22 protein-coding genes are annotated in these 12,908 nt (G+C 64.9%); 2 read left to right on the top strand and 20 right to left on the bottom strand.

Annotation, left to right across the window (positions count from 1 at the left end; genetic code table 11):
* Window positions 1–29: 29 nt before the first annotated feature.
* The 9 genes from rpmD to rplN are packed head-to-tail and all read right to left on the bottom strand — an operon-like array spanning window position 30 to window position 3,700.
* On the bottom strand, window positions 30–224 hold the full coding sequence (gene rpmD, locus LPC04_RS08435) for a 50S ribosomal protein L30 (protein WP_275681732.1): 195 nt from the start codon (window positions 222–224) through the stop codon (window positions 30–32).
* Window positions 225–249: 25 nt separating this feature from the next.
* On the bottom strand, window positions 250–768 hold the full coding sequence (gene rpsE / locus LPC04_RS08440; RefSeq protein WP_275681733.1) for a 30S ribosomal protein S5: 519 nt from the start codon (window positions 766–768) through the stop codon (window positions 250–252).
* A 21-nt stretch (window positions 769–789) separates the two neighbouring features.
* A complete protein-coding gene (gene rplR, locus LPC04_RS08445; RefSeq protein WP_275681734.1) occupies window positions 790–1,146 on the bottom strand; it encodes a 50S ribosomal protein L18 in 357 nt (118 codons plus the stop codon).
* Between the two features lie 11 nt (window positions 1,147–1,157).
* Entirely contained in the window at window positions 1,158–1,691 is a 534-nt protein-coding gene (rplF, locus tag LPC04_RS08450; RefSeq protein WP_275681735.1) for a 50S ribosomal protein L6, read from the bottom strand.
* 12 nt (window positions 1,692–1,703) lie between these two features.
* Window positions 1,704–2,099 carry a 30S ribosomal protein S8 gene (gene rpsH, locus LPC04_RS08455; RefSeq protein WP_275681736.1) on the bottom strand — a complete coding sequence of 132 codons (396 nt, stop codon included), beginning with the start codon at window positions 2,097–2,099 and terminating at the stop codon, window positions 1,704–1,706.
* A 24-nt stretch (window positions 2,100–2,123) separates the two neighbouring features.
* Window positions 2,124–2,429 carry a 30S ribosomal protein S14 gene (rpsN, locus tag LPC04_RS08460; protein WP_275681737.1) on the bottom strand — a complete coding sequence of 102 codons (306 nt, stop codon included), beginning with the start codon at window positions 2,427–2,429 and terminating at the stop codon, window positions 2,124–2,126.
* Window positions 2,430–2,437: 8 nt separating this feature from the next.
* Window positions 2,438–2,977: a 50S ribosomal protein L5 gene (gene rplE / locus LPC04_RS08465; RefSeq protein WP_275681738.1), complete on the bottom strand. Its 540-nt coding sequence runs from the start codon at window positions 2,975–2,977 to the stop codon at window positions 2,438–2,440.
* A 10-nt stretch (window positions 2,978–2,987) separates the two neighbouring features.
* Complete coding sequence (gene rplX / locus LPC04_RS08470) at window positions 2,988–3,305, bottom strand: 50S ribosomal protein L24 (protein ID WP_275681739.1); 318 nt, start codon at window positions 3,303–3,305, stop codon at window positions 2,988–2,990.
* Window positions 3,306–3,331: 26 nt separating this feature from the next.
* Window positions 3,332–3,700, bottom strand: coding sequence for a 50S ribosomal protein L14 (gene rplN / locus LPC04_RS08475; protein WP_275681740.1), 369 nt, complete (start codon window positions 3,698–3,700; stop codon window positions 3,332–3,334).
* Window positions 3,701–4,094: 394 nt separating this feature from the next.
* On the opposite strand from rplN, the gene LPC04_RS08480 reads away from it, so the two are divergent.
* Together LPC04_RS08480 and LPC04_RS08485 are read left to right on the top strand one after the other, a co-directional pair.
* Complete coding sequence (locus LPC04_RS08480) at window positions 4,095–6,137, top strand: alpha/beta hydrolase family protein (protein ID WP_275681741.1); 2,043 nt, start codon at window positions 4,095–4,097, stop codon at window positions 6,135–6,137.
* A gap of 107 nt (window positions 6,138–6,244) precedes the next feature.
* Complete coding sequence (locus LPC04_RS08485; protein WP_275681742.1) at window positions 6,245–7,030, top strand: hypothetical protein; 786 nt, start codon at window positions 6,245–6,247, stop codon at window positions 7,028–7,030.
* Between the two features lie 66 nt (window positions 7,031–7,096).
* On the opposite strand, the gene LPC04_RS08490 is transcribed toward LPC04_RS08485, so the two are convergent.
* The 11 genes from LPC04_RS08490 to rplC all read right to left on the bottom strand — a co-directional run bounded on the left by LPC04_RS08490 (window position 7,097) and on the right by rplC (window position 12,630).
* Window positions 7,097–7,615, bottom strand: coding sequence for a peroxiredoxin (locus tag LPC04_RS08490; RefSeq protein WP_275681743.1), 519 nt, complete (start codon window positions 7,613–7,615; stop codon window positions 7,097–7,099).
* A gap of 133 nt (window positions 7,616–7,748) precedes the next feature.
* Window positions 7,749–8,045: a 30S ribosomal protein S17 gene (gene rpsQ / locus LPC04_RS08495; protein ID WP_275681744.1), complete on the bottom strand. Its 297-nt coding sequence runs from the start codon at window positions 8,043–8,045 to the stop codon at window positions 7,749–7,751.
* Window positions 8,042–8,242: a 50S ribosomal protein L29 gene (gene rpmC, locus LPC04_RS08500; protein WP_275681745.1), complete on the bottom strand. Its 201-nt coding sequence runs from the start codon at window positions 8,240–8,242 to the stop codon at window positions 8,042–8,044. Before rpmC ends, rpsQ begins: the two co-directional genes overlap by 4 nt.
* A 13-nt stretch (window positions 8,243–8,255) precedes the next feature.
* Window positions 8,256–8,672: a 50S ribosomal protein L16 gene (gene rplP, locus LPC04_RS08505; protein ID WP_275681746.1), complete on the bottom strand. Its 417-nt coding sequence runs from the start codon at window positions 8,670–8,672 to the stop codon at window positions 8,256–8,258.
* A gap of 3 nt (window positions 8,673–8,675) precedes the next feature.
* A complete protein-coding gene (gene rpsC, locus LPC04_RS08510) occupies window positions 8,676–9,560 on the bottom strand; it encodes a 30S ribosomal protein S3 (RefSeq protein ID WP_275681747.1) in 885 nt (294 codons plus the stop codon).
* Window positions 9,561–9,574: 14 nt separating this feature from the next.
* Entirely contained in the window at window positions 9,575–9,904 is a 330-nt protein-coding gene (gene rplV / locus LPC04_RS08515) for a 50S ribosomal protein L22 (protein WP_275681748.1), read from the bottom strand.
* Window positions 9,905–9,914: 10 nt separating this feature from the next.
* Window positions 9,915–10,190 (bottom strand): 30S ribosomal protein S19, encoded by a 276-nt coding sequence (rpsS, locus tag LPC04_RS08520; RefSeq protein ID WP_275681749.1) that lies wholly within the window; start codon window positions 10,188–10,190, stop codon window positions 9,915–9,917.
* Between the two features lie 9 nt (window positions 10,191–10,199).
* Window positions 10,200–11,024 (bottom strand): 50S ribosomal protein L2, encoded by an 825-nt coding sequence (gene rplB / locus LPC04_RS08525; RefSeq protein ID WP_275681750.1) that lies wholly within the window; start codon window positions 11,022–11,024, stop codon window positions 10,200–10,202.
* Entirely contained in the window at window positions 11,025–11,342 is a 318-nt protein-coding gene (rplW, locus tag LPC04_RS08530) for a 50S ribosomal protein L23 (protein ID WP_275681751.1), read from the bottom strand.
* Complete coding sequence (rplD, locus tag LPC04_RS08535; protein WP_275681752.1) at window positions 11,339–11,959, bottom strand: 50S ribosomal protein L4; 621 nt, start codon at window positions 11,957–11,959, stop codon at window positions 11,339–11,341. The genes rplW and rplD overlap by 4 nt, the downstream gene beginning before the upstream one ends.
* On the bottom strand, window positions 11,959–12,630 hold the full coding sequence (gene rplC / locus LPC04_RS08540) for a 50S ribosomal protein L3 (RefSeq protein WP_275681753.1): 672 nt from the start codon (window positions 12,628–12,630) through the stop codon (window positions 11,959–11,961). Before rplC ends, rplD begins: the two co-directional genes overlap by 1 nt.
* Between the last annotated feature and the right edge of the window lie 278 nt (window positions 12,631–12,908).

The raw sequence follows: 12,908 nt of genomic DNA on the forward strand, positions 1-12,908 counted from the left end.
GATGCCCCTTGTCGTGACCTGGCCCGTGCTTACAGCACTTGGATCAGGTAGTCGACCTTGTTGATCATGCCGCGAACGGCGGGCGTGTCTTCCAGCGTCGAGACGCTGTTCAGACGACGCAGGCCCAGGCCGCGCACCGTGGCACGGTGTTCGTGCTTGGTGCCGATGATGCTGCGCACCAGCTTGACGGTAACGGTCTGCTTTTGCGACGTGTTGTCAGCCATGTGAGTTCTCCTTTAATCCCGGGCCTCAGCCCAGGATCTCCTCGACGGACTTGCCGCGCTTGGCGGCGATGTCGGCCGGGGTGGTGGCGCTGTTCAACGCGTCGAGCGTCGCACGGACCATGTTGTACGGGTTGCTCGAGCCCAGGCTCTTGGCGACGATGTCGGTGATGCCCATGACTTCGAAGACCGCGCGCATCGGGCCGCCGGCGATGATGCCGGTACCGGCGGGCGCCGGCGCCATCAGCACCTTGGCCGCGCCGTGTTCGCCACGGACGTTGTGGTGGATCGAGCCGTTCTTCAGGCTGACCTTGACCATGTTGCGGCGAGCCGCTTCCATGGCCTTCTGCACGGCGACCGGCACTTCACGCGCCTTGCCCTTGCCCATGCCGATGCGGCCGTCGCCGTCGCCGACCACGGTCAGAGCAGCGAAGCCGAGGATACGACCGCCCTTCACGACCTTGGTGACGCGGTTGACCGCGATCATCTTTTCCTTCAGACCGTCGTCACGACCTTCGTCCTGAACGCGAGGTTGGAACTTTGCCATTTCAGATTCCTTCGTTGACGGTCAGAACTGGAGGCCGGCTTCGCGAGCCGCATCCGCCAGTGCCTTGACACGGCCGTGGTAGGCGAAGCCAGCACGGTCGAACGCCACCTTCTCGATGCCGGCAGCCTTCGCCTTTTCGGCGATGCGCTTGCCCACGGCAGCCGCCGCGGCGGTGTTGCCACCGTTCTTGAGCTGTTCGCGCACTTCCTTCTCGGCCGTCGAGGCCGAGGCGACGACGCTGGCGCCGTCGATGGAGATGACGCTGGCGTAGATGTGCAGGTTCGAGCGGAAGACCGTCAGACGAGCGACATCTTGCTTGGCGATGCGGGCCCGCGTTTGACGCGAGCGGCGCAGCCGTTGTTCTTTCTTGTTCAGCATGGTGTCGCTCCTTACTTCTTCTTCGTCTCTTTCAGCACCACGCGCTCATCGGCGTAGCGGATGCCCTTGCCCTTGTAGGGCTCGGGCGGACGGATGGCGCGCACTTCGGCGGCGATCTGGCCCACCACCTGGCGGTCGGAACCCTTGATCAGGATTTCCGTCTGCGTCGGGCAGGTGACCGTGATGCCAGCCGGCATGTCCTTGACGACCGGGTGCGAGAAACCGATCTGCAGGTTCAGCTTGGCGCCGGCGGCCTGGGCACGGAAGCCCACGCCCACCAGCGTCAGCTTCTTCTCGAAGCCCTTGCCAACGCCGTTGACCATGTTGTTGACCAGAGCGCGCATCGTGCCGCTCATGGCGTTGGCTTCCATGCTGTCGTTGGCCGGAGCGAACGACAGGACGGCGCCTTCCTTGCGGATCTCGACCAGCGAGTTCGCGGTGCGCGTCAGGGTGCCGTTGGCGCCCTTGACGGTAATTTGATCTGCCGTGATCGACACGTCCACGCCTTGCGGGACGTTGATCGGCATCTTGCCTACGCGGGACATTGCTGTATCTCCTTAGGCGACGTAGCAGAGAACTTCGCCGCCGACACCGGTGGCGCGAGCCTTGCGGTCGGTCATCACGCCCTTGGGGGTGGTGACGATGGCGACGCCCAGGCCGTTCATGACCGTCGGGATCGCGTCACGGCCGCGATAGATGCGCAGGCCGGGACGGCTCACGCGCTCGATGCGCTCGATGACGGGGCGGCCCGCGTAGTACTTCAACGAGATCTCGAGCTCGGACTTGACGCCCTCGGTCTTGATCGCGAACGAGTCGATGTAGCCTTCGTCCTTGAGGACTTGGGCGATTGCGACCTTGAGCTTCGACGAAGGCATGCTGACAACCGGCTTCTCAACGCTCTGCGCGTTGCGGATGCGGGTCAGCATGTCGGCGATAGGATCACTCATGCTCATGCTGTTTTCTCCTGATTCGCCTGATTACCAGCTGGCCTTGATGACGCCCGGGATGTCGCCCTTGAAGGCGAGTTCACGGATCTTCGAGCGGGCCAGGCCAAACTTGCGGAACGTGCCGCGCGGACGACCCGTCAGGCCGCAACGGTTGCGCAGACGCACGGCCGACGAATTGCGCGGCAGCTTCTGCATTTCGAGACGGGCGATGTAACGCTCTTCGTCGCTGCGCTTGGCGTCGTTGATGATCTCGGACAGCTCGGCACGCTTCTTCGCGTACTTGGCCACCGTCGCTTCGCGCTTCAGCTCGCGTTGGATGAGGGAAAGCTTTGCCATTGGGCGCCTCAGTTCTTGAACGGGAACTTGAACGCCGCGAGCAGTGCCTTGCACTCTTCGTCGTTCTTCGCCGTCGTGGTGATCGAGATGTTCATGCCACGGATCGCGTCGATCTTGTCGTACTCGATTTCCGGGAAGATGATCTGCTCTTTCACGCCGATGTTGTAGTTGCCGCGGCCATCGAACGAACGGCCGGAGATACCACGGAAGTCGCGCACGCGCGGCAGGGCGATCGTCACGAAGCGGTCCAGGAATTCGTACATCTGGACGCCACGCAGCGTGACCATGCAGCCGATGGGCACGCCGTCACGGATCTTGAAGCCGGCGATGGCCTTCTTCGACTTGGTGACCACGGGCTTCTGGCCGGCGATCTTGGTCAGGTCGCCGACGGCGTGATCCATGACCTTCTTGTCGGCGACGGCTTCGGACACACCCATGTTCAGGGTGATCTTGGTCAGACGCGGCACTTCCATCACGGACGTGTAGCCGAACTTCTCGGTCAGGCCCGGGACGATCTTTTCGCGGTAATAGGTTTGGAGACGAGCCATGTCGGACCTCTTATGCCTTGACTTCTTCGCCGCTGGACTTGAAGACGCGAACCTTCTTGCCATCAGCCAGAATCTTGATGCCCACGCGATCGGCCTTGCCGGTGGCGGGGTTGAAAAGCGCGACGTTGGACTGCTGGATCGGCATCGTCTTGTCGATGACGCCGCCGGTCGTGCCCTTGAGCGGGTTCGGCTTGACGTGCTTCTTGACGACGTTGATGCCTTCGACCAGCAGCAGCTGTTCGTCGACGCGCTCGGCGACGGTGCCGCGCTTGCCCTTGTCGCGGCCGGTGGTCACGATGACCTGGTCGCCCTTGCGGATCTTGTTCATGGCGTTTCCTTGTACTGCGGCGGCGCTTAGAGCACTTCCGGCGCCAGCGACACGATCTTCATGAAGCGCTCGGAGCGCAGTTCGCGCGTCACGGGGCCGAAGATGCGGGTGCCGATCGGCTCCAGCTTGGCGTTGAGCAGGACGGCGGCGTTGCCGTCGAACTTGATCAGCGAGCCGTCCTGGCGGCGGACGCCCTTGGCGGTGCGAACGACGACGGCGTTGTAGACCTCGCCCTTCTTCACGCGGCCACGCGGCGCGGCTTCCTTGATGCTGACCTTGATCACGTCGCCAATGCCGGCGTAACGGCGCTTGGAACCGCCGAGCACCTTGATGCACTGGACGGACTTCGCACCGGTGTTGTCCGCGACATCGAGTCGCGACTGCATTTGAATCATGGTTTATCCCCAACTTGCTCCCGCAGACGGCAACACCCGAGAGCGGTCAGTATTGGGCCCGTCAGTGCGTCTTTTCGACTGCAGGCAAGGCCTGCGGCTTCCAGAAACGCCCCGGTTGGGCTGAAATTCCTCCGAGACAAGCAGCGCTGCTTTCTGGTCACTCCAGATGCCCCCAGTGTTGACTGGCGACGGCGAACGTTGCTCACGCCTCTTCGGCGAAGTCGGCCATTATGCACCGGTTTGCCGGCGCATGTCAAACACCCCGCGAAATGATTTCACGGGACGCGTCCACGCTCGCGGGCAAGCAACAAGGCGGGAATGCGCCGACGGCGAGCGCCGGAGGCCCCCCGTACACTGCCGCCCACTGTCCTTATTCAGCTGGGAGGCTGGAAACATGAAGACGAGATCGAACCTCGCCGCGGCCCTGCTCGCCGCGCTCGCCTGGCCAACGGCCGGCAACACCGCCGCGCCGCCCGTCGCGCCGCCCTCGACGGTGCCCGCCGCGGATTTCTTCAACTACGCGGGGACGACCAACGTGTCGATCTCGCCGGACGGCCGCGCCGTGGCGCTGCTCGTGCGCAACACCGCGGGTCGGCGTCAGTTGGCGGTGCTCGACACCAGCGACGTGTCGAAGTTCAAGATCGTCGCCAGCTTCGCCGAATTCGACATCGCGCGGGCGCATTGGGCAGACAGCAAGACGCTGGTGTTCAGCCTGCGCGACGAGACCGAATCGGCGTTCGGACAGCAAGGCGCCGGCCTCTACGCGGTCGGTGCCGACGGCGACGGCTTGCGCCCTCTGATCAATTTCCGGGGCAAGAACACGGAAACCGGCACGATGATCAAGTCGCACTCGCTGGATCCCTACATCTATACGTTCGGCCAGACCCTGCACGACGACAGCGGGGACATCGTCATCAGCCATTGGTCCAAGACCACAGTGCTCCACACCTACGGTTCCGAATGGACAGGCAACGCGCCGATGCGCATGAGCCTGAGCAGCGGCGTGCTGTCCGACATCGGCGGCAAGTGGCCCGACCATGTCGACGATTGGCTGTTCGACGGCACCGGGCACGTGCGCGCGGCGATGCAGGACAAGGACGGGCAAACCACCCTGCTGGTGCGCGACGACGCGGGCGAGTGGCACGCACGCTCGCATTTCCCGAGCGCACACCGCGGCGCCGACGACGTCGTGCTGGAGGAGATCGGCGCCGACGGGCAGGGCTACGCCACCAAGCTCCACGGCGAGGAAGGCGCGGAAGCGCTCTACCGCTACGACCTGGCGACCGGCAAGGCCGACGCGGAGCCGATCGTGAGCGTCAAGGGCTTCGACGTGGGCAGCACGCTGGTCGAGGACTACAAGGCCCACAAGGTGCTCGGCGTCCACTACGAGGCGGATGCGGCGGGGACCGTGTGGTTCGACCCGGACATGAAGGCGCTGCAGGCCAAGGTCGACGCGCGCCTGCCCGGACTCATCAACCGGATCGACCCGGCCGATTGCGGCTGCGCGCAACGCGTGCTGGTGACGTCGCACTCGGATCACCAGCCCCCGCTGTTCTTCCTCTATGACCGCGGCAACGACACGCTGACCCCCTTCGGCTCGGCGCGCATCAAGATCAACCCGCGCCAGATGGCCGACACCGACTTCTTTCGCATCAAGGCGCGCGACGGCCACGACCTGCCGGTCTACGTCACCAAGCCGCACGGCAAGGGCCCGTGGCCCACCGTCGTGCTCGTGCACGGCGGCCCGTCGCTGCGCGGATGGCACTGGCGCTGGGACGACGAATCGCAATTCCTGGCGTCGCGCGGCTACCTGGTCGTCAAGCCGGAATTCCGCGGCAGCGAAGGCTACGGCGCCGCGCTCGAGAGCGCCGGCCACAAGCAGTGGGGCCTGAAGATGCAGGACGACATCGCCGACGCGACCGTCTGGGCCGCCCAGCAGGGCCTGGAGGATCCGAAGCGCACCTGCATCATGGGCGGCAGCTACGGCGGCTACGCCACCTTGATGGGCCTGGTGCGCTATCCCGATCTGTATCGCTGCGGCGTCGCCGCGTCCGCCGTGACCGACATCAACCTGATGTACGACATCGGATGGAGCGATGCCGGCTCGCAAGCCAAGAACTACGCCATGCCCGAGATGATCGGCGACCAGGTGGCCGACGCGGAGCAATTGAAGGCGACCTCGCCGATCCTGCAGGCGTCCCGCATCACGCGCCCGCTGCTGCTGGCCCATGGCGGCGTCGACCGTCGGGTGCCCATCGCGCATGCGACCAAGCTGCTCAGCGCCCTCGATGCGAACAAGGCGCACGTCACATGGATCGAATACAAGGACGAGGCGCACGGCTGGTACAAGCCCGAGACCCGGATCGGCTACTACGAGGAGGTGCAGAAGTTCCTCGACGCCAACATCGGCCCCGGCGCCACCGCGCCTGCGCAGTGAGCCGCGTCGGCAATCGCCCTTTCGGGGGAACCGAAGGCGCGGCATGTCGGGCGATGATGACGGGCACCGCTCGTCCGTCCCGCTCCCGACATCCACGCCCAAGATCCATGTCCCTTCGATTCCTCCTCGGTCTGGCCGCCATCCTGCCCGCACTGGCATCGCCCGCGCACGCGCAAGCGCCGCAGGCACCGACCAGCTACGCCGTGATCTCGCTGGTCGGCGATCGGCTCGACGTCGTGACCTACCAGCCCAAGATCGGCACCCTGATGGACGCGAACTCCCATTCCGTCCTGCGCTTCAGCGAGGATCTGCTCGACACCGTGGCGCTGCGCGCCGTCAACCGCGCCATGAAGGCGACGCTGCCGGGCGCCGATGTCGCGCTGCTGGCCGCGACGGAGCCCAGCACCTTCGCCGACCAGTCCGCGTTCTTCGAAGGCGACCATGTCAAGCTGCCGCGCGAGGTCGCCGAAGCCGTCCATCGCGAGAACGTCGCCACGCTCGTGCTCCTGACCAAGCACCGGGGCGAGGCGAAGCTGACCGTGAGCGACGGCTACCTGGGCGGCGGCAAGCTCGAAGGCCTGGGCTTCTACATCGACTCGAACATGCCGATGGAGAGCGCCGACAAGCAGCATCATTCCTACGGCTTCATCGCGCCGTTCGTCTACGTCGACGTGTCGCTGGTGGACGTCGCCAGCGGCCGGCTCCTGCGCCAGACGACCATCAAGGCGACGGAGACCATCATGTCGGCCGACAACCCGCAGGGCGCCGACTCCTGGGGCGCGATGACGGCCAAGGAAAAGGTCGCGGCGCTGAGCGGCATGCTGTCGGAGAACCTGGCCGCCGCGATCCCGCACCTGGTGGACCCGTCGCGGCCCGAGCGCCACGCGGACTAGCCGCGCCGCCATGAAAAAGGCCGCCCGCGCGTCACGCGCCGGCGGCCTTCGATCTTGTGGACCAGGTCAGCGCTTCAGCGCCTGGGCCTGCTTCAGCATCGTGTCGGCATCGCTCACCTCGAACTTGCCCGGCCCTTCGACATTGAGCGTCTTGACGACGCCATCGACGACCAGCATCGAGTAGCGCTGCGAGCGCACGCCCATGCCGCGCTCAGTCAGGTCGAGCACCTGGCCAACGGCCTTGGTGAAGGCGGCCGAGCCGTCGCCCAGCATGCGCACCTTGCCCGCCGTCTTCTGGTCGCGCGCCCACGCGCCCATCACGAAGGCGTCGTTGACCGACACGCACCAGATCTCGTCGACGCCCGCGCCACGCAGCGCGTCGAACTGCGCGACGTAGCCCGGCACGTGCTTGGCGGAGCAGGTGGGCGTGAAGGCGCCCGGCAGCGCGAAGATCGCGACGGTCTTGCCGGCCGCGGCCTTGGCGACGTCGACGTCGTTCGGGCCGAGCGAGCAGCCTTCGGTCTCGACCTCGATGAATTCCTTGAGGGTGCCCGCGGGCAGCTTGTCGCCAACCTTGATCGTCATGTCTCGCTCCTGAATTGAAATGGGCGTGGCGCCGCGAAACGGCGCCACAAATGAAAACGGCCGGGACGCCAGTATTCCAGCGTTCCGGCCGCATTGTGCGGCGGCGGGATTTGCACCCCGCGCAGTGCGTCGATCAGGCCAGGCGGGCCTTCTCGAGCAGCTTGGTCACGACCCAGCTCTTGGTCTTCGAGATGGGGCGCGTTTCGGCGATCTCGACCAGGTCACCCATCTTGTACTCGCCCTTTTCGTCGTGGGCGTGGTACTTGCGCGAGCGGCCGACGATCTTGCCGTACAGCTCATGGATGACACGACGCTCGACGAGCACCGTGATGGTCTTCGAACGCTTGTCGCTGACCACGCGGCCCACGAGGGTGCGCGTGTTCGTCTGCGGCTTGGCGGACGTCGTGGTGGTTTCTTGAGCTTGCGTCACTTCGCGGCTCCCTTCTTCTTCTCGGCCAGGATGGTCTTGGCACGAGCGATGTCGCGGCGGGTGTTCTTCAGCTGCGAATGGTTCGTCAGCTGTTGAGTGCCCTTCTGCATGCGCAGGCCGAAGTGGGCGCGCAGGAGGTCGGTGACTTCCTTCTCGAGCGCCGGGACGTCCTTGGTCCGCAGTTCAGATGCTTTCATTGATGGCTCCTGGTCACTGGCCGAGTTGGCGAGCAACGAAGGTGCAGCTCAGCGGCAGCTTGGCGGCCGCAAGCGTGAACGCTTCGCGGGCCAGTTGCTCGGGCACACCGTTGATCTCGTAGAGCACCTTGCCGGGCTGGATCTCAGCGACGTAGTACTCCGGATTGCCCTTGCCGTTACCCATGCGGACTTCGGCAGGCTTCTGCGAAATCGGCTTGTCCGGGAAGATGCGGATGAAGATGCGGCCACCGCGCTTGATGTGGCGCGAGATCGCACGACGGGCAGCTTCGATCTGGCGGGCCGTGATGCGGCCGCGCTCGGTGGCCTTCAGGCCGAATTCGCCGAACGAGACGGCGGCGCCACGAGTGGCGATGCCGGTGTTGCGGCCCTTCTGTTCCTTGCGGAACTTGCGGCGTGCTGGTTGCAGCATGTCTTATTCTCCTTTGCCTTCGGCAGCGGCAGCCGGGGCTGCTGCGGCCGGAGCCTTGCGCACGACGCGCTTGACGGCGGGCTTGGCATCGCCAGCAGCGGCCGGCGCGCCAGCGTCGGCGCGCGGGGCGTCGCTACGCGGGCCGCCACGGTCGTTGCTGCGCGGGGCGCCACGGCCACCACGGTCGTCACGACGCGGACCACGCGGGCCACGACGATCGTCCTCGCCTTCGGTCTTCGGGATCACGGGCGCTTCGCCGTTGGCGAGGCGGTCACCGCGGTAGACCCAGACCTTGCAGCCGATGACGCCGTACGTCGTCTTGGCTTCGGAGAAGCCATAGTCGATGTCTGCCTTCAGCGTGTGGAGGGGCACGCGACCTTCGCGGTACCACTCGCAGCGGGCGATTTCGATGCCGTTCAGGCGACCCGACGACATGATCTTGATGCCCTGGGCGCCAAGACGCATCGCGTTCTGCATCGCGCGCTTCATCGCGCGGCGGAACATGATGCGCTTCTCGAGCTGCTGGGTGATCGAATCGGCGATCAGCTGCGCATCGATTTCAGGCTTGCGCACTTCTTCGATGTTGACTGCCACCGGAACGTTCAACAGCTTCGCGAGAGCGGCCTTGAGGTTCTCGATGTCTTCGCCCTTCTTGCCGATCACGACGCCCGGACGCGCCGAGTAGATCGTGATGCGGGCGTTCTTGGCGGGGCGTTCGATCAGGATGCGCGAGACCGCGGCATTCTTGAGCTTGGCCTTGAGGAATTCGCGAACCTTCAGGTCTTCGGCCAGCATCTGGCTGAAGTTGCGGTTCGAGGCGTACCAGCGCGACGCCCAGGCCCGGGTCACGGGCAGGCGGAAGCCGGTTGGGTGGATTTTCTGTCCCATAGTCTTCCTTGGCGTCAGTTGCCGACGGTCACGTAGATGTGGCAGGTACCCTTGCTGATGCGGTTGCCACGGCCCTTTGCGCGGGCCGAGAAACGCTTCAGCGTGGTGCCTTGCTCGACGTAGATCGAGGTGATCTTGAGCTCGTCGATGTCGGCGCCGTCGTTGTGCTCCGCATTGGCGATGGCAGATTCGAGCGCCTTCTTGATGATGCCGGCGGCCTTCTTCTGCGTGAACTCGAGCGTGTTGAGCGCCAGACCGACCTTCTTGCCGCGGATCAGGTCGGCGACCAGGCGGCCCTTGTCGGCCGACAGTCGCACGCCACGGACGATTGCTTTGGTTTCCATCGTCTGCTCCTTAGCGCTTGGCCTTCTTGTCGGCCGGGTGACCCTTGAAGGTCCGCGTCAGCGCGAATTCGCCGAGCTTGTGGCCGACCATCTGGTCGGACACGTACACGGGAACGTGCTGCTTGCCGTTGTGGACGGCGATCGTCAGACCGATGAAGTCCGGCAGGATCGTCGAGCGGCGCGACCAGGTCTTGATGGGCTTCTTGTCCTTGTTGGCGGAAGCCTTTTCGGCCTTTGCCAGAAGGTGGTGGTCCACGAAGGGACCCTTCTTTAGAGAGCGTGCCATGGTCTAGCCTTACTTCTTGCGGCGCGAGACGATCATCGTCTGCGTACGCTTGTTGTTCCGCGTCCGGTAGCCCTTGGTCAGCGTGTTCCACGGAGACACAGGGACTTGACCCTCGCCGGTACGGCCTTCGCCGCCGCCGTGCGGGTGATCCACCGGGTTCATCGCGACACCGCGAACGGTCGGGCGGATGCCCTTCCAGCGCTTCGCACCGGCCTTGCCGTACTGGCGCAGGTTGTGCTCTTCGTTGGACGTCTCGCCGATGGTGGCGCGGCAGTCGATGTGGATCTTGCGGACTTCACCCGAGCGCAGGCGAACCTGGGCGTAGATGCCTTCGCGCGCCATCAGCGTGACGGACGTGCCGGCCGAACGCGCGATCTGCGCGCCCTTGCCCGGCTGCATCTCGACGCAGTGGATGATCGAGCCGACCGGGATGTTGCGGATCGGCAGCGTGTTGCCGGCCTTGATCGGCGCCTCGGCGCCGGACACGACCGTGGAACCCACTTCCAGACCGCGCGGAGCGATGATGTAGCGGCGCTCGCCGTCGGCGTAGCAGACCAGCGCGATGTGGGCGGTGCGGTTCGGGTCGTACTCGATCGTTTCGACCTTCGCCGGGATGCCGTCCTTGGCGCGCACGAAGTCGACGACACGGTAGTGGTGCTTGTGACCACCGCCCTTGTGGCGAATCGTGATGTGACCGTTGTTGTTGCGGCCAGCGTTCTGCTTCTGCGGCTCGAGCAGCGAGGCTTCGGGCTTGCCCTTGTGCAGGTGGGCATGCACGACCTTCACGACGGCGCGGCGGCCAGGCGAGGTCGGCTTGAGTTTGATGACGGCCATTTACGCGGCCTCCCCGGAGAAGTTGAGCTCTTGCCCGGCCTTCAGCGACACGTACGCCTTCTTGACGTGGTCGCGGCGGCCGATCGAACGCCCGAATTTCTTGACCTTGCCCTTTTGGACGACCGTCGAAACGCTTTCGACCTCGACCTTGAAGAGCAGCTCGACGGCAGCCTTGATCTCAGGCTTGGTGGCGTCGCGCAGAACCTTGAACAGCACCTGGTTGTTCTTCTCGGCGACGCTGGTGGCCTTTTCCGAGATGATCGGAGCCATCAGGATCGTCGCGAGACGGTTCTCATCGAATTTCTTGGCGGCGCTCATGCGTACATCTCCTTGAACTGCTCGATCGCAGCCTTCGTCACCAGGACCTTCTTGTAGAAGACCAGCGACAGGGGATCGGCATAACGCGGCTCGGTGACGAGCACGTTGGGCAGGTTGCGCGAGGCCAGCGCGAGGTTGTCGCCGACGTTGTCGGAGATGACCATCACGGAGCTCAGGCTCATGTCCTTGAACTTCTGGGCCAGCAGCTTGGTCTTGGGCGCGTCGATGTCGAACGAGTCGACGACGGCCAGGCGGCCATCACGGGCCAGCTGCGAGAGGATCGACGCCATGCCGGCGCGATACATCTTCTTGTTCAGCTTCTGCGTGAAGTTCTCGTCCACGCGGTTCGGGAAGGCGCGACCGCCTCCACGCCAGATCGGGGACGACGTCATGCCCGAACGAGCGCGGCCGGTGCCCTTCTGGGCCCACGGCTTCTTCGTCGAGTGCTTGACCTCTTCGCGGTTCTTCTGCGAACGCGTGCCTTGGCGCGCGTTGGCCTGGAAGGCGACCACGATTTGGTGGATCAGGGCTTCGTTGTAGTCACGCGCGAACACGGTGTCCGGCGCGTCGACCTTGGAAGTGGCCTGACCTTGTTCGTTGAGGAGCTCGAGTTGCATCAGTTGGCTCCCTTCTTGGCCTTGACCTTGACGGCGTGGCGCACGACCACATGGCCGTTCCTCGAACCGGGGATCGCGCCGCGGACGAGCAGGAGCGAACGCTCCGCGTCAACGCGGACGATGTCGAGGTTCTGCACGGTGACGGTGACGTCGCCCAGGTGACCCGACATGCGCTTGCCCGGGAACACGCGGCCCGGATCCTGCGCCATCGAGATCGAGCCCGGCACGTTGTGCGAACGGCTGTTGCCGTGCGACGCGCGCTGCGAGCTGAAGTTGTGGCGCTTGATGGTGCCCGTGAAGCCCTTGCCGATCGAGGTGCCCTGCACGTCGACGAGCTGGCCGACTTCGAACAGGCTCACCGGCACGACGGTGCCCGGCTTGTATTCGGTGGCGACCTCCGGGGCGACCCGGAATTCCTTCAGGATGGTGCCGGCTTCGACGCCGGCCTTGGCGAGGTGGCCAGCTGCCGGCTTGATCACGCGCGATGCCTTGCGCGTGCCGAAAGCGACCTGGACGCCGGTGTAGCCGTCGGTGTCGACGGTCTTCACTTGGGTGACGCGGTTATTGGACACGTCGATCACCGTCACAGGCACGGCATCGCCGTCGTCCGTGAAGATGCGCATCATGCCCACCTTGCGACCCAGCAAACCTAGGCGGTTGCTCAGACTCATGGTTTTTCTCCAGCCCCTTCGCCTCTCAGCTCAGAGCCTTTGTTTCACATACCCGACATCGATTGGCCGGGCTGACTTGGTTCTAGCGTAAAAGCCCCTTGATCCGACACATCGGACAAGGGGCCTCTCGCATAGCCAGCGATTATAGCAGATGCAAGCGATGCTGCAACTGCCCTTGCTTCAACTACCTGGTCGCCGCCCTCGCCGGAGAGCGCTCGACCGCCCGGAGCGATCCGGCGTGAGCCCCTCGGGGGCGGGGAGCGGAGCGAGCCAGGCCG

Origin of the sequence: Scleromatobacter humisilvae, assembly GCF_023231945.1 — a bacterium.
Classification (GTDB): domain Bacteria; phylum Pseudomonadota; class Gammaproteobacteria; order Burkholderiales; family Burkholderiaceae_C; genus Scleromatobacter; species Scleromatobacter humisilvae.